Below are 19746 nucleotides of genomic sequence, written 5' to 3'. Positions count from 1 at the left end.
CCATGCTCGACAGTCTCGACGACGATCCGGCCGTCCTGCCCGCCCGAACCCGCGCCCTCGAAGGCGCCGACCGCGACTGGTGGCGCGGGGCGGTCATCTACCAGGTCTATCCTCGCTCCTTCCAGGACACGAACGGCGACGGGATCGGCGACCTTCCGGGCATCACGCGGCGTCTGCCCCATCTCGCCGAGCTCGGCGTCGACGCCCTGTGGATCTCGCCCTTCATGACCTCGCCGATGGAGGATTTCGGCTACGACGTGTCGGACTACCGCGATGTCGACCCGATCTTCGGCACGCTCGCCGATTTCGACGCGCTGGTGGAGACCGCGCACGCGCTCGGCCTGAAGGTCATGATCGACCTCGTCCTGTCGCACACGTCCGACCGCCATCCCTGGTTCGCCGAGAGCCGGCGCGACGCCACGAATCCGCGCGCGGACTGGTATGTCTGGGCCGACGCGAAGGCGGACGGCGCGCCGCCCAACAACTGGATGTCGAATTTCGGCGGCTCGGCCTGGGAATGGGATGCCGGGCGCCAGCAGTATTACCTGCACAATTTCCTGATCTCGCAGCCGGACCTCAACTTCCACAACCCGCACGTCCAGGACGCGATGCTGGACGTCACGCGCTTCTGGCTCGACCGGGGCGTCGACGGGTTCCGGCTCGACACGGTGAACTTCTACTTCCACGACGCCGAGCTGCGCGACAACCCGCCGCTCGCCGAGAATCTCTGGAACGAGCGCACCGCGCCGCGCGACCGGCCCTACAACCGGCAGGAGCATGTCTACGACAAGAACCGGCCGGAGAATCTCGCCTTCCTGAAGCGCTTCCGCGCGCTTCTCGACCAATATCCGGCCGCGACGGCGGTCGGCGAGGTGGGCGAGCTCATCCGCGGCGTGGAACTGATGGGGCAATACACCGCCGGCACCGACCGCCTGCATATGTGCTACGCCTTCGACTTCCTGAACACGACGCTGCCGGAGATCGAGGACATCCGGCCCGTCGTGGAAGGCTTCTTCTCGGGCGCGCCGGACGGCTGGGCCTGCTGGGCCTTCTCCAATCACGACGTGACGCGCCACGCCACGCGCTGGGCCGACGGGCATGGCGACCGCGACGCCATCCTGAAGCTCGCGGCCGCGATCCTGTTGTCGCTGCGCGGCTCGGTCTGCCTCTACCAGGGCGAGGAGATCGGCCAGAGCGAGGCCGAGATCGCCTTCGAGGACATCGTCGATCCCTGGGGCAAGCGCTTCTGGCCGGTCATCAAGGGGCGCGACGGCTGCCGCACGCCGATGGTCTGGGAGGCGGGCGCGCGCCATGGCGGCTTCAGCGACGCCGAGCGGACCTGGCTGCCGATCCCGCCCGAGCATGTGGAGGCGAGCGTCGACGCGCAGGCCGGCCGCGCGGGCTCGCTGCTCGAGACCTATCGCCGGCTCCTGTCGCTGCGCCGCGCCCATCCGGCGCTGCGCCACGGCACGCTGCGCTTTCTCGATCTCGGCCCCGGCCTCCTCGCCTTCGAGCGCGAGGCGGAGAGCGACCGCGTCCTGTGCGTCTTCAACCTGTCGCGCGCGCCGGCCGAGTTCGAGGCCCCGCAGAGCCGCCCGCTCGGCGGCGCGCCGGAACTCGGCGCCTCGCAAGGGGCGGGCGCGCGGCTGCGCCTCGACACGCACGGGGCCTATTTCGCCCGCCTCGACTGAGGGCGGGCCGAGTCTTGCGCAGCGGCGGGCCCGGCCAGGGCCCGCCAGGGACGAACGAGCCGGAGACCGGGAGGAGACGATCATGGCAGGCGTGACGCTGAAGGGCGTGAAGAAGGCCTATGGCGCGGTGGAGGTGCTGCACGGCATCGACCTCGACATCCGGCCCGGCGAGTTCGTGGTCTTCGTCGGCCCGTCCGGCTGCGGCAAGTCCACGCTCCTGCGCGTCATCGCGGGGCTGGAGGAGATCACCGCCGGGCGCCTGGAGATCGACGGCAGGCTCGTGAACCACGCCTCGCCCAAGGAGCGCGGCATCGCCATGGTGTTCCAGTCCTACGCGCTCTATCCGCACATGACCGTCTACGAGAACATGGCCTTCGGCCTGACGCTGGAGAAGGACACGCCGAAATCGGAGATCGACGCGCGCGTGCGCCGGGCCGCCGACATCCTGCAGATCGAGCCCTATCTCGACCGCCTGCCCAAGGCGCTCTCGGGCGGCCAGCGCCAGCGCGTGGCCATCGGCCGGGCGATCACGCGCGACCCGAAGGTGTTCCTCTTCGACGAGCCCCTCTCCAATCTCGACGCGGCGCTGCGCGTCCAGACCCGGATCGAGATCGCGCGTCTGCACGAGCGCATGCACGGCACGACGATGGTCTACGTCACCCATGACCAGGTGGAGGCGATGACGCTCGCCGACCGCATCGTCGTCCTCAACAAGGGCCGGATCGAGCAGGTGGGCACGCCCATGGAGCTCTATTCGGACCCCGACAACCTCTTCGTCGCCCAGTTCGTCGGCTCGCCCGCCATGAACATCCTGAAGGCCACCGCCGAGGCGGGGCGCATCCGGCTCGCCGATGGCGGCGGCGCGGTGGCCGTGGAGGCGCCGGCCGGAGCGGGCGGCGCGCTGCATCTGGGCGTGCGGCCGGAGGATCTCGCCCTCGCCGGGCCGGACCGCGCGCTCCTGACCGGCACGGTGACCCTGACCGAGGCGCTCGGCGAGGTGACGCTCGTCTATGTCGATCTCGGGGGCGCGGGCGAGCCGCTCGTCGTCAAGCTGCCGGGAGCGGTGGACCTGGCGCGCGGCTCGACCGTGCATCTGGCCGCCGAGCCGCAGTCCCTGCGCTTCTTCGGCGCCGACGGGCGCGCGATCCGGCCGGCGGCGCCCGAGCGGCGCTACGCCTGACGCGGCGCGGCCTGCGTTCCGTAGGGCGCCCGCTCGCCGACCGGCAAGGAGGCCGGCGCCGGGGCGGGCGTGCCCTTCGGCCGGCGCTTGCCGTTCTGCCGCCACCAGTCGAGCCAGGCGGCGAGCGCCACCTGCAGGCCGATGCCGACGGCGACGAGGAGCGTGTCGAAGACGAGATTCGGCCCTTCGCCGAACTTCACGACCTGTCCGAGCAGCGAGAGCACCGTGCCGGTGGCGAAGACGGGCAGCGAATGGCGGCCCATCATCGTGAAGACGTTGCCCGCCGAAATCTGGCGCAGCGGCGAGCGCCGCGCGGGATGGGCGAAGATGTAGACGAGCGCGAGGACGTGCAGGAGGCGCGGCACGCTCACATAGGTCTTGTCGAAGCCCACCAGGAGCGTCGGCAGCGGGATCGCGGTCCAGCGGTCGAAGAGCTCGTAGCGCGCCGTGAGGAAGGCGGCGAAGCAGAAGGCGAGCGCCAGGGCCATGATCCAGCGGCGGTGGGGCAGGGGCGAGACGCCCTCCAGGCGGCACAGGCCGCAATAGAGCCCGATCGTGAACAGGAACTGCCAGGAGAAGGGATCGAAGAACCAGCCGCCGGGCAGCGGATAGGCCGGGATGTTGAGGCCGAAGGCATAGGCGAGGAGCCACAGCGTTCCCGAGGCCGCCAGCATTACGCCCTTGCCGAGGCGCGCGAGGGCGAGGATGGCCGGCAGCATCAGGAGGATCGCCGAATACATCGGCAGGATGTTCACGTAGCCGAGCTGGTGGCCGAGGATGGCGAAGCCCACCATCGCCTCCAGCGGCTGCTCGATGAACTGGCGCATGCCGATCGTCTCGAGCAGCGAGCCGTTGCCGAGCACCAGGGCGCCCCAGCACAGGATGGCGATGGCCGCGAGCGTCAGCGTCGCGTGGACGAGATAGAGGACGCCCGCCCGGCGCCACGCCTTGACGGTGACGCGCAGCCGGTCGCCCGCCAGGAAGGGTCTGGCATAGGCGAAGGCCGAGGCGAAGCCGGCGAGGAAGACGAAGAGTTCGGCCGAGTCCGAGAAGCCGAAGTTGCGGGACGTGTAGTTCTCCCACAGATTGCCGGGCACGTGGTTCACGAAGATCATGGCGAGCGCGATGCCGCGCCAGAAGTCCACGCGGTGGTCGCGTCCGGCCGGCTGCGCGGGGGAGGGGGCTGGCGTCATGGGGCCTTGGGCTCTCGAAGCGCTGGAGCGCCGCACGCCCTTCGGGAACGCCTGCGGTCGGCTCGGTCCATCTGTTGCGATGCCGCCCGGCGGCTTCGACCGCCCGGCCCCGCCGCCGGATGGGATCGCCGGCGGCCCGCATCTCGCACGGCCGCGAGCGGTCCGTCCTTCAGCCTCCCATTCCCGTGATCATTGCGTCCATCTTATGGAGCGCGTCGTCAGGCGGGATCGGGCAGGGCGTGCGGGGCGTCGATCGGCTGCGCGGCGTGCTCGCGCGGGCGGTTGGCTTCGGCAAGGCGCGCGCGCCAGCGCACCGAGTCGGCGATGACGGGCTCGGGATCGATCTCGAAGGGCGTCTCGAACAGGCCCTGCCGGCGCGCCGCGTCGCCGATCGCCGGATCGCCCGTCAGGGTGATGAGGAAGGGCGCGGCGACGAGCGGGATCGCGATCGGGCAGATCCACAGGATGAGGTCGGGCGAGTAGCTCCAGGTCGCCACGAGGCCGAAGGCGCCGGCGAGCACCATCCACCAGGAGGCGGCGAAGGAGGCCTTGAGCGGCAGGCTGCCGTCCTCGCGCTCGGTCGAGGGCCAGCCGGAATCGGCGCCGACAAGGATCTCCATCACGGCCTTGGACTGGAACATCATCATGATCGGGGCGAGGATCGAGGTCATCACCAGCTCGGCCGTCGCCCCCGCCAGCACCGCGATGAAGCCGCCGAAGCGCCGGCGCTGGCGGCCGAAGGCCGAGCCGAAGGCGATGAGCGTCTTGGGCAGGAGGAGCAGGACGAAGATGCCGAAGAGGAGGAGCAGCGCCTTGCCGGTCTCGGGCCGCGGGAAGACGGGGAAGAGCGAGTCGGCCGGGAAATAGTTGGGCTCGGGCGCCAGCACCGGATCGAGCAGCGAGACGATCAGGAACATCAGCCAGATGGGCGAGGCGGCATAGGCCATGATGCCGCAGACCAGCGCCACGCGGCTCCACAGGCGCAGGCCCACCGCGCCGATGAGGCGCCCGTGCTGCAGGTTGCCCTGGCACCAGCGCCGGTCGCGCTTGGCATATTCGATGATGTTGGACGGGGCCTCTTCGTAGGAGCCCTCGAGATCGGGATGGACCTCGACCTTCAGGCCGGCGCGCGCGAGAAGCGCGGCCTCCACGAAGTCGTGGCTGAGGATGTGGCCGCCGAAGGGCGGGCGCCCTTCCAGCGTCGGCAACCCGCAATGGGCGGCGAAGGCGCGGATGCGGATGATGGCGTTGTGGCCCCAGAAGGGACCCTCGCGCCCCTGGAGCGTGGCGATGCCGCGCGAGAAGATCGGGGAGAAGAGCGCCGCCGAGAACTGCAGGGCGCGGCCGAACAGGGTGCGCCTTCCGATGATGAGCGGCTGCGTCTGCAGGAGCGCCAGTTCGGGATCGGCCTCCATGCGCGCGGCCATGGCGACGATCGTCTCCGGCCGCATCAGGCTGTCGGCGTCGAGGACGAGCATGTATTCGTAGGCGCCGCCGCTCGTGGTCACGAAGTCGGCGATGTTGCCGGCCTTGCGACCGACATTCTGCTCGCGATGGCGATAGTAGAGGCGCCCCGCCGCGCCGAGTTCGGCGAGGAGGATGGCGGCGTTGCGCCGCTCCTCGGCCACGCATTCGGCCTTGGTGGAATCCGACAGGACGTGGACGTCGAACGCGTCCTGGTAGCCGATGCGGCGCAGGCCCTCGATCATAGCGGCCACGCGCGCGAAGACCGAGACCGAGTCCTCGTTGTAGACGGGCATCAGGATCGCGGTGCGCCGTGCGGCGAGCGCCTGCGGACTGGTGGGCACGGCCGCGCGCTTCTGGCCGGACAGGATGCCGGAGACGGCCGTGTTGAAGCCCCAGGCGAGCCAGAGGCAGCACAGGACGAGAAGGCTGATCTGCGCGATGTGCAGATAGGTCAGGCCGTTCACCGTCACCACGACGAAGAACAGCGAGGCGGCGACGACCGCGAGGACGAACGAGGCGAGTACGAACGCCAGCCGCTTGAACGTCACCACCGGATCACCTGCTTCCTTGTCTGCGCGGAGCCGAGGGCGCGACAGACCGCGACCGCTCCCGTTGCCCGGCGCGCACGCCGGCCTGGATCATATGACGATGCCGCGCCGGCGGAAAGCCGGCGCGGCATGACGGATGTGACGGGGGAAAGTGGCGGGAACGCGGTGGTCAGGCGGCGTGGCGGTCGCGCACGGGAACCGGCGAGAGCACCGCCGAGCCGATCGCGCGGCGCTCGGCCTTGAGGACCTGCACCGGCATCTGCAGGCGGGCGACCGGCGGGGGCAGCATCAGCGACTTCATCGTGTTCAGCGCGGCGGCATCGCCGGCGCGGGCGGCGGCGAGCGTCGCCTCGGGCGAGGCGCCCGTCAGGCCGAGCAGCGCCTGCGTCTCGGCGATCGCCGCTACGAGCGCGTCGTCGGACAGGTCGGGGCGGCCGATCAGCGACCCGGCGTTCCGGTCCGTATCGGTGGCAAGGATCGAATGGTTCATCATGATGGAGTGCCCGTCCATTGGTAGAGCCAAGTCTCGCTAACAATGCGCTGCAGCATCGAAAGTTTCGCCCGCAGTTCGACCGGGGCCGAATCGAGCTTCTGGAGTTCGAGCGAAAGACGCCAGCCGCCATGGGGCAGGCGCGCGATCGCGGTATGGACCAGCTTCGCGTTCGCCGGCACGTCGACGACGGGCTCGAGGACCGCGTCGGCCGGAAGGTTCGAGATGGTGCCGCCCTCGAAATTCACCGCGAAGCGGCGCGTCGACTGCTCGTTGGCGTCCGCCGCGTTGCCGCCCACGCCCACGAAGGTGCCGCTGACGGTGGCGAGGCCGAAGCGCTCCTCCACGTCGAGGCCCCAGCGCATGCGGTAGCGGAACTCCATCGAGCCGCCGGCCGCGGGCTTGGCCTCGGGCACCCAGAAGGCCACGATATTGTCGTTGGCTTCCGAATTGGTCGGGATCTCGACGAGCTGGATCGTGCCCTTGCCCCAGTTGTCGAGCGGCTCGACCATCAGGGAGGGGCGGATCTCGTAGCGCGCCTCGGTGTCCTCGTAATGGGAGAACTCGCGGTCGCGCTGCAGGAGGCCGAAGGCCAGCGGGTTGGTCTCCTGCATGAAGGAGAGGGCGAGCTGATCGGGGTTCGACAGCGGGCGCCACACATGCTCGCCGTTGCCGCGATGGATGCTCAGCCCGTCGCTGTCATGCACCTCGGGGCGGAAGTCGTCCGTGCCGGCACGGTCGTTCTCGCCGAAGGTGAACATCGAGGTCAGGGGCGCGATGCCGAGCCGCGTCACCTCGTTGCGGAAATAGAGCCGGCAGGTCACGAGCATCACGGTCTGGGGACCGGGCGTGATGTCGAAGAAATAGGCGCCGGCAAGGCTCGGACTGTCGAGCTCGGCCATGATGCGGATCGACACGTCGCCCGGCTTGGGCCGGTCGACATAGAAGGCGGAGAAGCGCGGGAACTCCTCGTCGTCGGACGTCGCCGTGTTGATGGCCAGGCCCCGCGCGGAGAGGCCGTAGCGCGTGCCCATGCCGAGCGCGCGGAAGTAGCTGGCGCCCAGGAAGGTGACGAGCTCGTCGAAATAGTCCGGCCGCTCCAGCGGCGCGTGGATCCGGAAGCCCGCGACGCCCGGCAGGCTCAGGCCGTCGAACACGGCCGGATCGAGCGGGGCGCGGTACTCGAAGTCCGGCGGGTTGAACTGGTGCAGCGTGTAGGCACCGTCATTGCCGATGTAGATCCGCGTGGTCTCCTTGAAGACCCAGCCGGGATAGAAGGCCTGGAGATGGAAGTTGACCGGCGCCTCGCGCCACAGCGCGCGGTCCGGCCGGAACCGGATCGAGCGGTGCTGGTCGTAGGAGAGGCCCGCGATCTCCTCGGGCAGCGCGTTCTCGGGCGCCTCGTAGGGGCGCGAGGCGCGCTCCTGCATGCGTGCGCTGAGGGCGTTGAAGTCGAGCGTCACCGGCGCCGCCGGATCGGGCGCGGCGGGCGGGGCCCCGGCGGGCGCGGGCGCGCCCTGACCGTCCTGCGCGCCGGACGCGCGCGGGAAGGTGGACGCCACGGCGGCGGCGAGGGCCAATTTCAGGGTGTTTCGTCGGGAGGCGGAACGCACGGGACTCACAGCGAAAGGAACGGAAGGGGAGGTCTTCCTCTCCCTGTTAGCATATGCACAATTGCGGCGATTGGATAGCGAGGCGAAGCCGCCGGCGCCAATTTTCCGACCCTGCACACATGCGATGCAAGGGTTGATAACCCGTTGACGCCGCTCGGTCCATCCGCACTCTCCAGGGCTCGGCTCCCGCAAATCGGCATCCAAGCCGCGCGTTTCCTGCAATGCCGAAGGCAAGGCGCACGCAGCGCGCCTTTTCTCCCGTCCCGAGGGCCTGTCTCGCCGGGGATCAGCGCAGGCGTCTCAGCTTCTGGCTGAGAAGGTCGCCGATCCGCATCAGCGCGCCGTCGAGGTCGCGGAGCTCCGGGGCTTCGATGGCCGAGACGAGGTCGGTCTCGAAGCGGTCCCAGAGCTGGCGGACCTTCAACTGCACGCCGACGCCCTCCTCGGTGAGCCGCACCATGGTGCGGCGCGCGTCGCTGCTGCTGCTCTCGCGCGCCACAAGGCCCTTGTCGATCAGCCGGTCGAGCATCTTGGAGACCGTCGAGGGGCGCACGGAGAGAGCGTCGGCGAGCGCCGAGACGCTGATCGGCGTCGCCGGCTCCAGCCGGTCGAGGAGCTGGTCCTGGCCGGGATGGAGATCGATCTCCGCCAGAAGGAGGGCGAGGAAGGCCCGCGTCGATTTCGCGATCGAGAGCAGCGAGGCGACGATGACCGGCTTCTGGCCGGAGCCGCCGTCGAGATGATCGGAGGAAGTAAGAACGTTATCCATCCTCCCCTTATGGCCGATAGTCGGCGCGCGATCTTTTAAGTGATTAATGTTTTGCCAACTAAATCACAGTCTCGGCCGGCGATGCATTTGCGCGAACGAAGCGCCGGTCGCAGGCCCGCGGTCATGAAGGGTACCCCGGACGGTTCGGGACGTGCGCCCGGCGCTTCCGCCGCGCTCCGCGCCGTGGCATGGCGGCGGCAGCGAAACGGGCGCGGGGGTCTTCGATGCCGGACGTGAGGGTGATCTGCGCCATCGGGCGCTCGGGACAGCTCGGCCTTCACGGCGGCATGCCCTGGGAGGGTGAGCCGGACCGCGCCTTCGTCGAGGATGTCGAGCGCTTCTTCGAGATCACGCGCGGCCATGTCGTGATCTGCGGGCCGCGCACCTTCGCCGCCTTTCCCGATTTCGCCCGGCGCACCCGCACGATCGTCGAGATCCGCTCGCACGAGGCGCCGCAGGCGGTGCTGTCGCGCTTTGCCGGCCGCGTCGTCTTCGTCGGCGGCGGCCCGCGCGTCTGGGACGTCTACGCCCCGTTCGTGCGTCATTGGGACGTGAACACGCTGCCCTATGACGGGGAGGCCGACACGTGGTTCGACCCGGCCTGGCTCGTCGCCGGCGGGCGCTTCAAACGGTAGGCTGCGGCCGCCCGCGCTTCTCGCGCGGGTCGACGCCGCATTCCGCGCGCGCCGCCTCGCAGAGCGCCTGCGTCAGCGCGCGCATGGCGCTCGAGGGTTCGTTGGGCGCGGCGTCGAGCGCCGCGGGCGCCAGGAGGCGCAGGCTGTTGGTGAGGAAGAGCGGGGCTTCCAGCGCTTCGGCGAGCGCCACCGGGCGCTCCTCGACGCGAAGGCCGAGCCTTGGGGCGATGTCCCGGACCAGCGCGCGCATGATGCCGGGCAGGGCGCCCTCGGCGAGCGGGGGCGTCGCCAGCCCCTGCGGCGTCTCCACGAAGACGTTGGCGAGCGCCGAGCAGGCGAGGCGTCCTTGCGTGTTGAGGAACAGCGCCTCCTGCGCGCCCGCCCGGCGCGCGGCGTCGTTGGCGAGGATCGCGTCGAGATAGGAGAGCGTCTTCAGCCGCGAGAGCGGCGAGGTCTCGTTGCGCCGGGCCTCGGCCAGCGAGAGGCGCAGCGGGGCGAAGAAGGCGCCGGGCGCCAGCGGCGCCTGCGAGCCGAGGATGGTGGGGCGGGGGTCGGCCGGCAGGGCGAGGCCGCGCGCGGCGCGGCCGCGCGTGACGGTCAGGCGGATCGAGCCCTCGCCGACGCGCTCGGCAAGCGCCGTCATGGCGCCTTCGAGCGTCTCAAGCGGCACCGGAATGGAGAGGGCCGCAAGGGCCGCCTCCAGCCGGTCGAGATGGGCGCGGCGGCGAAACACGCGGGATCCGAGCACGAGGGCGGTGTCGAAGACGCCGTCGCCCAGGAGCAGCCCGCGATCGGAGGCGTCGATCGCCCCGGCGCCGTCGCGGAAGGCGCCGTCAATCCAGATCTCGGCCATGCCACCCGTCGCTGAGCCTCAGGAAATTCTCGAAGATCGCCTCGCCCCGCACCGTCAGCACCGATTCCGGATGGAACTGGATGCCGAAGGTCGGGTGCGCGCGATGGCTGAGCGCCATGATCTCGCCCTCGCGCGAGCGCGCGTCGACGAGGAGCGTCTCGCGCATCGGCGCGGTCTCCTCCACGATCAGCGAATGGTAGCGCCCGACCTGCATCGTCTCGCCGAGCCCCTCGAAGAGCCGGGTTCCGGCATGGGAGACGAGCGAGGCGCGCCCGTGCATGGGATGGAGGGCGCGGGTGACGCGGCCACCGAAGACGTCGCCGATGACCTGGTGGCCGAGACAGACGCCCAGGATCGGCAGGCGCCCGGAAAGGCGCGCCACGAGGTCGGGCGAGATGCCCGCCTCGCGCGGGCTGCAGGGCCCCGGCGAGACGATCACGGCCTCGGGCGCGAGCGCCTCCACGGCCCCGACGCTCACCTCGTCGTTGCGCACCACCTCCACCCGGCGGCCGAGCCGCACGACGTAGCGCGCGACGTTGAAGACGAAGCTGTCGTAGTTGTCGACGACGAGGATCACGCGCCCGTGCCCGAGAAGGCGGCGAAGACGCGCGTCGCCTTGGTGAAGGTCTCCTCGTATTCGGCCGCGGGGTCGGAGAGGATGGTGATGCCCCCGCCCGCCGAGAGCCGGGCGCGGCCCGCCTCCATCGTCACGGTGCGGATGGCGATGTTGGTGTCCATCGCCCCGTCGAAGCCGAGATAGCCGATCGAGCCGCAATAGGCGCCGCGCGCCGTGCGCTCGATCTCGGTGACGATGTCCATCGCCCGGATCTTCGGCGCCCCGGTGATGGAGCCGCCCGGGAAGGTCGCGGCGAGGAGGTCGGCGGCGCCCAGCCCCGCCCGCAGCCGGCCGGTGACGACCGAGACGAGGTGGTGGACGCTCGCATAGGTCTCCAGCCCGCACAGGACGGGCACCTCGACCGAGTCCGCCTCGCAGACGCGGCTGATGTCGTTGCGCAGGAGATCGACGATCATGACGTTTTCCGCCCGGTCCTTCTGCGAGGCGAGAAGCGCCTCGCCGAGCGCGCGGTCCGCGTCCCGGTCCGCCGCCCGCTTGGCCGTGCCCTTGATCGGCCGCGTCTCGACCGCGCGGCCCTGAAGCTTCAGGAAGCGTTCGGGCGAGGAGGAGGCGATGGCCCGCCCGCCCTCTTCCAGGAAGGCCGCGAAGGGCGCGGGATTGGTGCGGCGCAGGTTCAGATAGAGCGCGAACGGGTCGAAGCCCGGCGGCAGCGCCGCCTCGAAGGTCTGGGCGATGTTGGCCTGGTAGATGTCGCCGGCGCGGATGTAGTCGCGCACGCGCTCGATCGCGGCGCGGTAGTCCGGCTCGAAGAAGTTGGAGCGCCAGTCGAGCCCCCCCTTCGGCAGGGGCGCGGGGTCGGGTGCGGGCCGCGCCAGCGCTTCGGCCAGCTGCGCCATGCGCGCCTCGGCCCGCTCGGCCCGCGCGGCGGGCTCGCGCTCGGGATCGCCGGTCGAGACGAGGAAGGCGCGGCGCGCGGCGAGATCGAAGGCGACGAGCGCGTCGTAGAGGCCGAGCGAGACGCTGGGCCTTGCCGGATCGAGGTCGGGCGCGGCGGCGAGCCGCTCGAGGTGACGGGCGAAATCGTAGCCGATGAGGCCGCAGGCCCCGCCCTGGAAGGGCGGCAGGCCGGGGATCGTCTCGCCGGCATGGCGCTGAAGGAGCGCCGAGAGGGCCTGAAGCGGCGGGCCGGCCAGGGGGGCGCCGTCGAGACGGGCGCCGCCGGCCTCCACGGTGAAGCGGGCGAAGGGGTCGGCCATCGCGTAGGAGTGGCGCCCGAGCGTCTCGTGGGGCATGGCGCTGTCGAGAAAGGCCAGCCCGCCGAGCGCCCGCAGGCGCGACGCGGCGGTTTCCGGCTCGATGAAGTCGATCTCGCGATGAGGCATCGCCGCGTGAATGGACCGTTCCGCGCCCGCCGTCAAACGCGGCATGCGGCGCCGGCGCGCGACCATTCGCCCGCCGCCGGCATGGAACCTGCCGCGGCCCGGCGGGCTTGTGCCTTAACGATGATCCCATGGTCCGGAGACCTCAAGATGCGTCCCTGGTTCGCGGCCGCGCTGCTCGGCCCCGCGCTTCTCGCCGGCTGCACGTCCGTGACGCCGGTTCCCATCGATTCCCCGGTGCCCTATGTCGGCGCCTCGGCCAATCCCGCGCCGCGCGGCTCGCCCGAGTTCTGCCGGATCTACGCCTCGCAGAGCGCCAACAACGCCTACGAGAACGCCGTCGACCGCGGCGAGGACGGGTTCGGCATGCGCGCCCTCAAGCGCCAGCAGGCGCTGCGCGACGGCGACCGCGCCTATCAGCGCTGCCTCGCGCGGCGTTAGTCTACAGCCGCCGCACGCTGCGCAGCGCGACGCCGCGCGCCGCCATGCGCGCGCTCGCCTCGGCGAGCGGCTCGATGGCGGTCATCATGTGGAAGGCGTTGGCGTGGAGAAGCCGCGTCTCGTCCAGCATGAGCCCGACATGGCCGGGCCAGAAGACGAGATCGCCGCGCCGCGGGGCCTCGCCCGCCGGAACAGGCGTGCCGAGATCGCGCTCCTGCAGGTCCGCATCGCGCGGGGCGGCGATGCCGGCGCGGCCGAGCGCCACCTGGACGAGGCCCGAACAGTCGATCCCGAGCGCGCTCTTGCCGCCCCACAGATAGGGCGTGCCGAGAAAACCGAGCGCGGTCTCGACGGCGTCCGCCTCGCTCGGGCCGGTTCCGGCGAGATGCTGCACGACGACCGCGCCGCCGCCGGCCACGAGCGCATAGGTCGCGTTGCGGTCGCTCGCCTCGCCGACGATGCCGAGCCGCGCGCCGAGGGGGAGCGTGGCGAGCGGCGGGCGCTTGATGTCGGGGCCGGGGAAGAGGAAGGTCTGGTTCACGCGCACGACATGGGTCGGCGCCTCGCCGAGCGGGCCCAGCGCCGACGCGGGGAGGTAGCCGACATAGGCGTCGTCCTCCAGCTGGGCGAAGCACCAGCCGTTCCCGTCCGTCTCGAAGACGCGCACCGCCTCGCCCATCAGGGCCTGCGTCTCCAGCGGCGCGTCGTCGCGCGGCGCCCGGCGCAAGGGGGCGAGCGGGGCGCGCACGCGGCGGGCCTCGCCCTCGACGAAGCGGGCGGCCGTCACGCGGCCGGCCAGGCGCGCATCGGCGAGGTCGTCGCGATAGGCGTTCAGTCGTCTGTCGAGCATGTCCGTGCCCATCGGCGTTTCCTCAGCGTTCTGAAATCGCCTTCCGCGTCGCGTCGTCCGACGGCGAGGCGCATCCGCCTCGCCCGCGCGGTCCCTAGCGGCAACGGGCCTCCAGGACCTCGAAGATCGCGCGGATGGCCTGCGCCTCGCCGCCGACGGGGCCGAGCGCCCCGGGCTTGGGGCGCCAGCCATAGATGTCGAAATGCGCCCAGGCCCCGGCCCTCTCGACGAAGGATTCGAGGAAGAGCGCGGCGGTGATGGCGCCGGCGAAGCCGTCGCTCGTCACGTTGTTGGTGTCGGCGATCTTGGAGGCGAGGCCCGCCGCGTAGGGCTTGTGCAGGGGCAGGCGCCAGATCGGGTCGCCGACGGCGCGCGCGGCGGCGGCCAGCTGATCGGCCAGGGCCTCGTCGGGCGTGAAGAAGGGCGGCACGTCCGGCCCGAGCGCGACGCGGGCCGCGCCCGTCAGCGTCGCCATGTCGATCAGGAGATCGGGCGCCTCCTCGTCGGCGAGGGCGAGCGCGTCCGCCAGGACGAGGCGTCCCTCGGCGTCGGTGTTGCCGATCTCCACCGTGCGGCCGGTGCGGCTGGTGAGGACGTCGCTCGGGCGGAAGGCATCGCCCGAGATCGCGTTCTCCACCGCCGGCACGAGCACGCGCAGGCGGCAGTCCAGCCCGGCCGCCATCACCATCTGCGCCAGCGCCAGGACATTGGCCGAGCCGCCCATGTCCTTCTTCATCAGGAGCATGGACGAGGAGGGCTTGATGTCGAGCCCGCCCGTGTCGAAGCACACGCCCTTGCCGACGAGCGTCACCTTCGGCGCGTCCGCCCGGCCCCAGGTGAAGTCGACGAGCCGCGGCGCCGAGGCGCTGGCGCGGCCCACGGCGTGGATCATCGGCAGGTTGCGGGCGAGGAGCTCGTCGCCGACGATGCAGGAGAACTCGGCCCCGAAACGGCCCGCGAGCGCCTGCGCGGCCGCGGCGAGTTCGGCCGGGCCCATGTCGTTGACGGGCGTGTTGACGAGGTCGCGGGCGAGGAACACCGCGTCCGCGGCCCTTGCCGCGCGCGTGGCGGCGGCCTGCGAGAGGCCGGCGATGCGCACGTCCCGGGCCGGGGCCGGCCTGGAGCGGTAGCGATCGAAGCGGTAGCCCGAAAGGGCGAGCGCCAGCGCCGCCAGGCCCTCGTCGAGATCGGTCCCCTCGAAATGCCAGTCGCCCTCGGGCAGGACGGGGCCGAGATGGCCCGCGAGCAGCGCCTGCGCGGCGCCCTCGCCGTTCGTGCCGATCCCCACGAGCGCCGCCGCCGGCGCGCCGTCGGGCCCGGGCAGGATCGCGACCTCGCCGGCCTTGCCCGTGAAGCCCGTCGCCTCGGCGAAGCGGCGCGCGGTCTGCGGCAGGGCGTCCGGCAGGGCGCCGGCGGCGACGAGGATCGGTCGCGAGCCCTCGACCGGGTGGGAGAGGAGCGTGACGGTCATGAAGGAATCCTTTCGGCGGCCGGCCGGCGTTAACCCCTCGTTAGGGTTAACCATTCATTGTCGTCCCGGAGCGGCTGACACCGCCCGCGAACCGTCGATTACCAGCAGGAAACGGGAGAGACCATGGTCGAGCGCAGGAAACGGGCATCGGCCATGCCGCGCGCCTTCTTCGGCGCGGCCGCGCTGGCGCTCCTTGCCGCCGGCGGCTGCAGCCAGGTCTCGCGCGAGACGACGGGCTCGATCGCCCGGCCCGCCGTTCCGCAGAAGCCGGTCTCGGCCATGTCCGGCGCCGAGCTGCGCGCCACGACCGAAGCCTATGGCCGCGCCTATGACGGCGCGCCCAAGGACAAGGCGATCGGCCTCAACTACGCGAGCGCCCTGCAGATGACGGGGCGCAACGAACAGTCGCTCGCCGTCATGCGCCAGGTCGCCATCACCCATCCGACCGACCGCCAGGTCCTCGCCGCCTACGGCAAGGCGCTGGCCGCCGCCGGCGAACTGGAGAAGGCGCTGGAGACCGTGCAGCGCGCCCAGACGCCCGACCGCCCGGACTGGCGCCTGTTCTCGGCCGAGGGCGCGATCCTCGACCAGCTCGGGCGGGCCGACGAGGCGCGCGCGCTCTACCGCAAGGCGCTCGACCTGCAGCCCAACGAGCCGAGCGTCCTGTCCAATCTCGGCATGTCCTATCTTCTCGCCAACGACCTGAAATCGGCCGAATCCTACATGAAGGCGGCGAGCGAGCAGCCGGGCGCCGACAGCCGCGTGCGCCAGAACCTCGCCCTCGTCGTCGGCCTGCAGGGCCGTTTCCGGGAGGCCGAGACCATCGCCGCCGCCGAGCTTCCGCCCGCCGAAGCGCAGGCCAACGTCGCCTATCTGCGCGGCATGCTCGCCCAGCAGAACACCTGGGGCATGCTGAAGGACAAGCCGCAGCCGCAGGGCTGACGGGCCTGCCTATCCGCCGATGAACGAGAAAGCCCGCCCGGGACGACCGGCGCGGGCTTTTCTCATGGGGCGGACCGTGGCGCGACCTCCCGCGCGCGACGGGCGGCTGCTACTGCGAGCCCATCAGCTTGATGGCGGCGGGGCCGATGATGACGGCGAAGAGCACCGGCAGGAAGAACACGATCATCGGCACGGTGAGCTTGGGCGGCAGGGCGGCGGCCTTCTTCTCGGCGATCATCATGCGGTTGTCGCGGTTCTCCTGCGCGAGCACGCGCAGGGCGCTGCCGAGCGGCGTTCCGTAGCGTTCGGCCTGGATGAGGGCGGTGGTCACGGCCTTCACCCCCTCCAGCCCCGTGCGGGCGGCGAGGTTGTCGTAGGCGACCTTGCGCTCGGGCAGGTAGGAGAGTTCGGCGCAGACGAGGACGAGTTCCTCGGCGAGCGGGATGGACTGGATGCCGATCTCCTCGGCCACGCGGCGGAAGGCCGCCTCGATGGAATTGCCGGCCTCCACGCAGATGAGCAGGAGGTCGAGCGCGTCCGGCCAGGCGCGGATGATCGAGAGCTGGCGCTTCTTGGCTTTGTTCGAGATGTAGATGTTCGGCATGTAGAAGCCGAGATAGGCCGCCAAAAGGCAGGCGAAGAGCCGCATCCAGGTCGGATAGTCCGAGAGAAGCCCGAGGCCGAAGACGTAGACGACGGCGAAGAGGCCGAAGCCGAGCGGCAGGATGGCGCGGGCGGCGAGGAAGGCATTGAGCGGGGCCTGGCCGCGATAGCCCGCCACGCGAAGGCTCGCGACGGTCTTCTCGTCGACGAGCGCGTCCTTCAGGTTGAGCTTGGCGACGACGGCGGCCGCAAACCCCTTCTCGGCCTGGCGCAGCTGCGCCGAGCTGCGGCCGCGCTCGCGCTCGGCGCTCATGCGCGCGCGCTCGCGAAGCCGCACCTCCTCGCGCTCGATCGCCACCGCGCGCATGCGCCCCTTGAGGCGGTTGCCGGTGACCAGCGGCAGGGCCACCGCCGTCAGGCTGGCGAAGACGGCGAGGCCGATGACGAGGCTGAGCACGAAGGAGGGCGAGACGCCGATCGCGTGGAAGAAGTCGGACATGCGGCCTTCGCTTGGCTGGTCTGGGGGAGGGGCTGGAGGCGCCGGGGATCAGAAGTCGAACGAGATCATCTTCTTCATCGTGAAGACGCCGCAGGCCATCCACAGCGCGCTGCAGCCGAGGATGATGTTGCCGGTGGTGCTGGTGAAGAGGATGCTGATGTAATCGGGCGTCGTCAGGAACACGAGGAAGCCGACGATGACCGGCAGCGAGCCGATGATCCAGCCCGACGCCTTGGCCTCCATGGACATCGCCTGGATCTTGCCCTTCATCTTCTTGCGGTCGCGCAGGACGCGGCTGAGATTGGCCAGCGCCTCCGAGAGGTTGCCGCCGGCCTGGGCCTGGATGGTGACGACGATGGAGAAGAAGTTCGTCTCGGCGACGGGCACGCTGCGATAGAGCCGCTCGACGGCCTCGGGCACGCTCATGCCCATCTGCTGGGCCTCGATGATCTTCTGGAACTCGCCGCGCACCGGCTCCACGGTCTCGCTGGCGATCATGCGCATCGTGTCGTTCAGCGGCAGGCCCGAGCGGATGCCGCGCACGATGAGGTCGATGGCGTTGGGGAACTCGTTGATGAAGCGGTCGAGCCGCTTCTTGCGCCGCCGCCCGAGCCAGAAGCGGGGCAGGCCGAAGCCGCAGACGATGGCAATCCCGGCCGCATAGAGCGGCGAGCCGAGGAGGAGGAGCGCGAGAAGGCCGCCGAAGGCGCCCAGGCCGACGCTGATCATGACGAAGTGCCGGGGCAGGAGCTTCAGCCCGGCCTGTTCCAGGCGGCGGGCGAGGGTGAGCTCGCTCGTGTGCTTGGACTTTTCCTTCTGGCGCGACTCGAGGTCCTTCAGCGAGGACTGGATCGAGCGCCGGCGCTTGTTCTGCTCCTGCAGCCGGTCGCGCGCCGACTTGAGGACGGCCCGGTCGTTGTCCGAGCGCACGACGGCCGACAGGCGCGTCTCGACCTTGCGCCCGTTGGCGATCGCGGGCGAGAGCACCGCGTAGGCGATGGCGCCGGCCGCCAGGCCCACGAGCAGGACGAAGAGGACGAGGAGGAGCGGGTTCATCGCGACCGCTCGCCGGACTCGGACGTCTCGCTGGCGTCGAGCGCGGCGGCGAGGCGCTTCTCCTCGTTGTAGTAGCGGGCGCGGTCCCAGAAGACCGGGCGCCCGACGCCCGTGGAGCGGTGGCGTCCGACGAGCTTGCCGGCCGCGTCCTCGCCCAGGATGTCGTAGACGAAGAGGTCCTGCGTCGTCACCACGTCGCCCTCCATGCCGACGACCTCGGTGATGTGGGTGATGCGGCGCGAGCCGTCGCGGAGACGGGCGGCCTGCACGATGATGTCGACCGAGCCGACGATGATCTCCTTGACCGTCCTGGCCGGCAGGGTGAAGCCGCCCATGGCGATCATCGACTCCATGCGGTTCAGGCATTCGCGCGGCGAGTTGGCGTGGATCGTGCCCATCGAGCCGTCATGGCCGGTGTTCATCGCCTGCAGGAGGTCGAACACTTCCGGTCCGCGCACCTCGCCGACGATGATGCGCTCGGGGCGCATGCGCAGGCAGTTCTTGACGAGGTCGCGCATGGTGATCTCGCCCTCGCCCTCGATATTGGGCGGGCGCGTCTCCAGACGCACCACATGCGGCTGCTGCAGCTGCAGTTCGGCCGAATCCTCGCAGGTGATGATGCGCTCGTCCTCGTCGATGTAGCGCGTCAGGCAGTTGAGGAGCGTCGTCTTGCCCGAGCCCGTGCCGCCGGAGATCACGACGTTGCAGCGCACGCGGCCGATGATCTGGAGGATCGTGGCGCCCTCCGGCGTGATGGCGCCGAACTTCACCAGCTGGTCGAGGGTGAGCTTGTCCTTCTTGAACTTTCGGATGGTGAGGACGGGCCCGTCGATGGCGAGCGGGGGCGCGATGACGTTGACGCGGCTGCCGTCGGGCAGGCGCGCGTCGCAGATCGGCGAGGTCTCGTCGACGCGGCGCCCGACCTGGGAGACGATGCGCTGGCAGATGTTGAGGAGCTGTTGGTTGTCGCGGAAGCGGATGCCGCTCTCCTGCACCTTGCCGGCGACCTCGATGAAGGTCTGGCGCGCGCCGTTGACCATGATGTCGGCGATGTCGTCGCGCGCCAGCAGCGGCTCCAGCGGGCCGTAGCCGAGCACGTCGTTGCAGATGTCGGCGAGCAGGTCCTCCTGCTCGGCGATCGACATCGCGAAATTCTTGATCGCGATGATGTCGTTGACGATGTCGCGGATCTCCTCGCGCGCGCTCTCGGCGTCGAGCTTGGCGAGCTGGGAGAGGTCGATCGTGTCGATCAGCGCGCCGAAGACCTGCGTCTTGGTCTCGTAATAGCTGTCCGAGCGGCCGCGCGGGGCCCGCGCCTCGGGTTCGGGCGGGACGGGCGCGGTGCGCGGCGCGATCGGCGTGTTGGCCGCGCGCGGCTCGGCGATGGCGGCGGGCGCCGGGCGCGGCGAGGCGCTCGGGGCGGGAAGGGTGGCCGTCGCCGCCCCGCCTGAGGGTCTCTCGTTACCGCGTTTGCCGAACATCGTGCGTC

Annotated in this window: 18 protein-coding genes; 5 read left to right on the top strand and 13 right to left on the bottom strand. The window is 70.8% G+C overall.

Annotated features, from left to right (window positions below):
* Positions 1 to 2 precede the first annotated feature (2 nt).
* On the top strand, positions 3 to 1691 hold the full coding sequence (locus ASG48_RS15040) for an alpha-glucosidase family protein (RefSeq protein WP_082529505.1): 1689 nt from the start codon (positions 3 to 5) through the stop codon (positions 1689 to 1691).
* A gap of 82 nt (positions 1692 to 1773) precedes the next feature.
* Complete coding sequence (gene ugpC / locus ASG48_RS15035; protein WP_055851552.1) at positions 1774 to 2871, top strand: sn-glycerol-3-phosphate ABC transporter ATP-binding protein UgpC; 1098 nt, start codon at positions 1774 to 1776, stop codon at positions 2869 to 2871.
* Here the strand turns inward: ugpC and ASG48_RS15030 are convergent.
* From ASG48_RS15030 to ASG48_RS15010, 5 genes are all read right to left on the bottom strand, one after another.
* Positions 2862 to 4064 carry an OpgC domain-containing protein gene (locus tag ASG48_RS15030; protein ID WP_082529504.1) on the bottom strand — a complete coding sequence of 401 codons (1203 nt, stop codon included), beginning with the start codon at positions 4062 to 4064 and terminating at the stop codon, positions 2862 to 2864. The genes ugpC and ASG48_RS15030 overlap by 10 nt on opposite strands.
* Before the next feature lie 218 nt (positions 4065 to 4282).
* Positions 4283 to 6082: a glucans biosynthesis glucosyltransferase MdoH gene (gene mdoH, locus ASG48_RS15025; RefSeq protein ID WP_055851544.1), complete on the bottom strand. Its 1800-nt coding sequence runs from the start codon at positions 6080 to 6082 to the stop codon at positions 4283 to 4285.
* Positions 6083 to 6248: 166 nt separating this feature from the next.
* Entirely contained in the window at positions 6249 to 6572 is a 324-nt protein-coding gene (locus ASG48_RS15020) for a hypothetical protein (protein WP_055851541.1), read from the bottom strand.
* A complete protein-coding gene (locus ASG48_RS15015; protein ID WP_244486916.1) occupies positions 6569 to 8149 on the bottom strand; it encodes a glucan biosynthesis protein G in 1581 nt (526 codons plus the stop codon). The genes ASG48_RS15020 and ASG48_RS15015 overlap by 4 nt, the downstream gene beginning before the upstream one ends.
* A gap of 319 nt (positions 8150 to 8468) precedes the next feature.
* A complete protein-coding gene (locus ASG48_RS15010) occupies positions 8469 to 8951 on the bottom strand; it encodes a MarR family transcriptional regulator (RefSeq protein WP_055851539.1) in 483 nt (160 codons plus the stop codon).
* A 224-nt stretch (positions 8952 to 9175) separates the two neighbouring features.
* Here ASG48_RS15010 and ASG48_RS15005 point away from each other — a divergent pair, with 224 nt between their 5' ends.
* On the top strand, positions 9176 to 9586 hold the full coding sequence (locus ASG48_RS15005; protein WP_055851536.1) for a dihydrofolate reductase: 411 nt from the start codon (positions 9176 to 9178) through the stop codon (positions 9584 to 9586).
* Here ASG48_RS15005 and ASG48_RS15000 read toward each other — a convergent pair.
* Genes ASG48_RS15000 through pabB form a run of 3 tightly spaced genes read right to left on the bottom strand, consistent with a single transcriptional unit; the run spans position 9576 to position 12398 of the window.
* Positions 9576 to 10439, bottom strand: a complete 864-nt coding sequence (locus tag ASG48_RS15000; protein WP_055851533.1) for an aminotransferase class IV — start codon at positions 10437 to 10439, stop codon at positions 9576 to 9578. The two genes, ASG48_RS15005 and ASG48_RS15000, sit on opposite strands and share 11 nt — an antisense overlap.
* Positions 10420 to 11016 (bottom strand): aminodeoxychorismate/anthranilate synthase component II, encoded by a 597-nt coding sequence (locus ASG48_RS14995; protein WP_055851530.1) that lies wholly within the window; start codon positions 11014 to 11016, stop codon positions 10420 to 10422. The genes ASG48_RS15000 and ASG48_RS14995 overlap by 20 nt, the downstream gene beginning before the upstream one ends.
* Positions 11013 to 12398, bottom strand: a complete 1386-nt coding sequence (gene pabB, locus ASG48_RS14990; RefSeq protein ID WP_055851910.1) for an aminodeoxychorismate synthase component I — start codon at positions 12396 to 12398, stop codon at positions 11013 to 11015. Before pabB ends, ASG48_RS14995 begins: the two co-directional genes overlap by 4 nt.
* 147 nt (positions 12399 to 12545) lie before the next feature.
* Between pabB and ASG48_RS14985 the strand changes: the two genes are divergently transcribed.
* A complete protein-coding gene (locus ASG48_RS14985) occupies positions 12546 to 12836 on the top strand; it encodes a hypothetical protein (protein WP_156381626.1) in 291 nt (96 codons plus the stop codon).
* A gap of 1 nt (position 12837) precedes the next feature.
* Here ASG48_RS14985 and ASG48_RS14980 read toward each other — a convergent pair whose 3' ends face one another.
* Positions 12838 to 13698 (bottom strand): C40 family peptidase, encoded by an 861-nt coding sequence (locus ASG48_RS14980; protein WP_244486915.1) that lies wholly within the window; start codon positions 13696 to 13698, stop codon positions 12838 to 12840.
* An 82-nt stretch (positions 13699 to 13780) separates the two neighbouring features.
* Positions 13781 to 15157, bottom strand: a complete 1377-nt coding sequence (locus ASG48_RS14975) for a leucyl aminopeptidase family protein (protein WP_055851525.1) — start codon at positions 15155 to 15157, stop codon at positions 13781 to 13783.
* A gap of 123 nt (positions 15158 to 15280) precedes the next feature.
* Between ASG48_RS14975 and ASG48_RS14970 the strand changes: the two genes are divergently transcribed.
* Positions 15281 to 16099: a tetratricopeptide repeat protein gene (locus tag ASG48_RS14970; protein WP_055851523.1), complete on the top strand. Its 819-nt coding sequence runs from the start codon at positions 15281 to 15283 to the stop codon at positions 16097 to 16099.
* A gap of 109 nt (positions 16100 to 16208) precedes the next feature.
* On the opposite strand, the gene ASG48_RS14965 is transcribed toward ASG48_RS14970, so the two are convergent.
* From ASG48_RS14965 to ASG48_RS14955, 3 genes are read right to left on the bottom strand one after another with little or no spacing between them, the layout of a single operon-like run.
* Positions 16209 to 17201 carry a type II secretion system F family protein gene (locus ASG48_RS14965; RefSeq protein ID WP_055851520.1) on the bottom strand — a complete coding sequence of 331 codons (993 nt, stop codon included), beginning with the start codon at positions 17199 to 17201 and terminating at the stop codon, positions 16209 to 16211.
* Between the two features lie 48 nt (positions 17202 to 17249).
* Complete coding sequence (locus ASG48_RS14960; RefSeq protein WP_055851518.1) at positions 17250 to 18257, bottom strand: type II secretion system F family protein; 1008 nt, start codon at positions 18255 to 18257, stop codon at positions 17250 to 17252.
* Complete coding sequence (locus tag ASG48_RS14955; protein ID WP_055851515.1) at positions 18254 to 19738, bottom strand: ATPase, T2SS/T4P/T4SS family; 1485 nt, start codon at positions 19736 to 19738, stop codon at positions 18254 to 18256. The genes ASG48_RS14960 and ASG48_RS14955 overlap by 4 nt, the downstream gene beginning before the upstream one ends.
* Positions 19739 to 19746 lie beyond the last annotated feature (8 nt).

Source organism: Aurantimonas sp. Leaf443, from assembly GCF_001425575.1.
GTDB lineage: Bacteria > Pseudomonadota > Alphaproteobacteria > Rhizobiales > Rhizobiaceae > Leaf443.
The sequence above is the reverse complement of the archived record's forward strand: the minus strand, read 5'-3'. Positions and strand labels throughout refer to the sequence as shown.

Bases quoted from the DNA above. Each gene is read 5' to 3' on its own strand.
- pabB (WP_055851910.1), bottom strand. From the start codon at position 12,398: ATGCCTCATCGCGAGATCGACTTCATCGAGCCGGAAACCGCCGCGTCG.
- ugpC (WP_055851552.1), top strand. From the start codon at position 1,774: ATGGCAGGCGTGACGCTGAAGGGCGTGAAGAAGGCCTATGGCGCGGTG.
- ASG48_RS15030 (WP_082529504.1), bottom strand. From the start codon at position 4,064: ATGACGCCAGCCCCCTCCCCCGCGCAGCCGGCCGGACGCGACCACCGC.
- ASG48_RS15040 (WP_082529505.1), top strand. From the start codon at position 3: ATGCTCGACAGTCTCGACGACGATCCGGCCGTCCTGCCCGCCCGAACC.
- ASG48_RS15000 (WP_055851533.1), bottom strand. From the start codon at position 10,439: ATGGCCGAGATCTGGATTGACGGCGCCTTCCGCGACGGCGCCGGGGCG.
- ASG48_RS14975 (WP_055851525.1), bottom strand. From the start codon at position 15,157: ATGACCGTCACGCTCCTCTCCCACCCGGTCGAGGGCTCGCGACCGATC.
- ASG48_RS15005 (WP_055851536.1), top strand. From the start codon at position 9,176: ATGCCGGACGTGAGGGTGATCTGCGCCATCGGGCGCTCGGGACAGCTC.
- ASG48_RS14970 (WP_055851523.1), top strand. From the start codon at position 15,281: ATGGTCGAGCGCAGGAAACGGGCATCGGCCATGCCGCGCGCCTTCTTC.
- ASG48_RS14955 (WP_055851515.1), bottom strand. From the start codon at position 19,738: ATGTTCGGCAAACGCGGTAACGAGAGACCCTCAGGCGGGGCGGCGACG.
- ASG48_RS14960 (WP_055851518.1), bottom strand. From the start codon at position 18,257: ATGAACCCGCTCCTCCTCGTCCTCTTCGTCCTGCTCGTGGGCCTGGCG.
- ASG48_RS14980 (WP_244486915.1), bottom strand. From the start codon at position 13,698: ATGGGCACGGACATGCTCGACAGACGACTGAACGCCTATCGCGACGAC.
- ASG48_RS14985 (WP_156381626.1), top strand. From the start codon at position 12,546: ATGCGTCCCTGGTTCGCGGCCGCGCTGCTCGGCCCCGCGCTTCTCGCC.
- ASG48_RS14965 (WP_055851520.1), bottom strand. From the start codon at position 17,201: ATGTCCGACTTCTTCCACGCGATCGGCGTCTCGCCCTCCTTCGTGCTC.
- ASG48_RS15020 (WP_055851541.1), bottom strand. From the start codon at position 6,572: ATGATGAACCATTCGATCCTTGCCACCGATACGGACCGGAACGCCGGG.
- ASG48_RS15010 (WP_055851539.1), bottom strand. From the start codon at position 8,951: ATGGATAACGTTCTTACTTCCTCCGATCATCTCGACGGCGGCTCCGGC.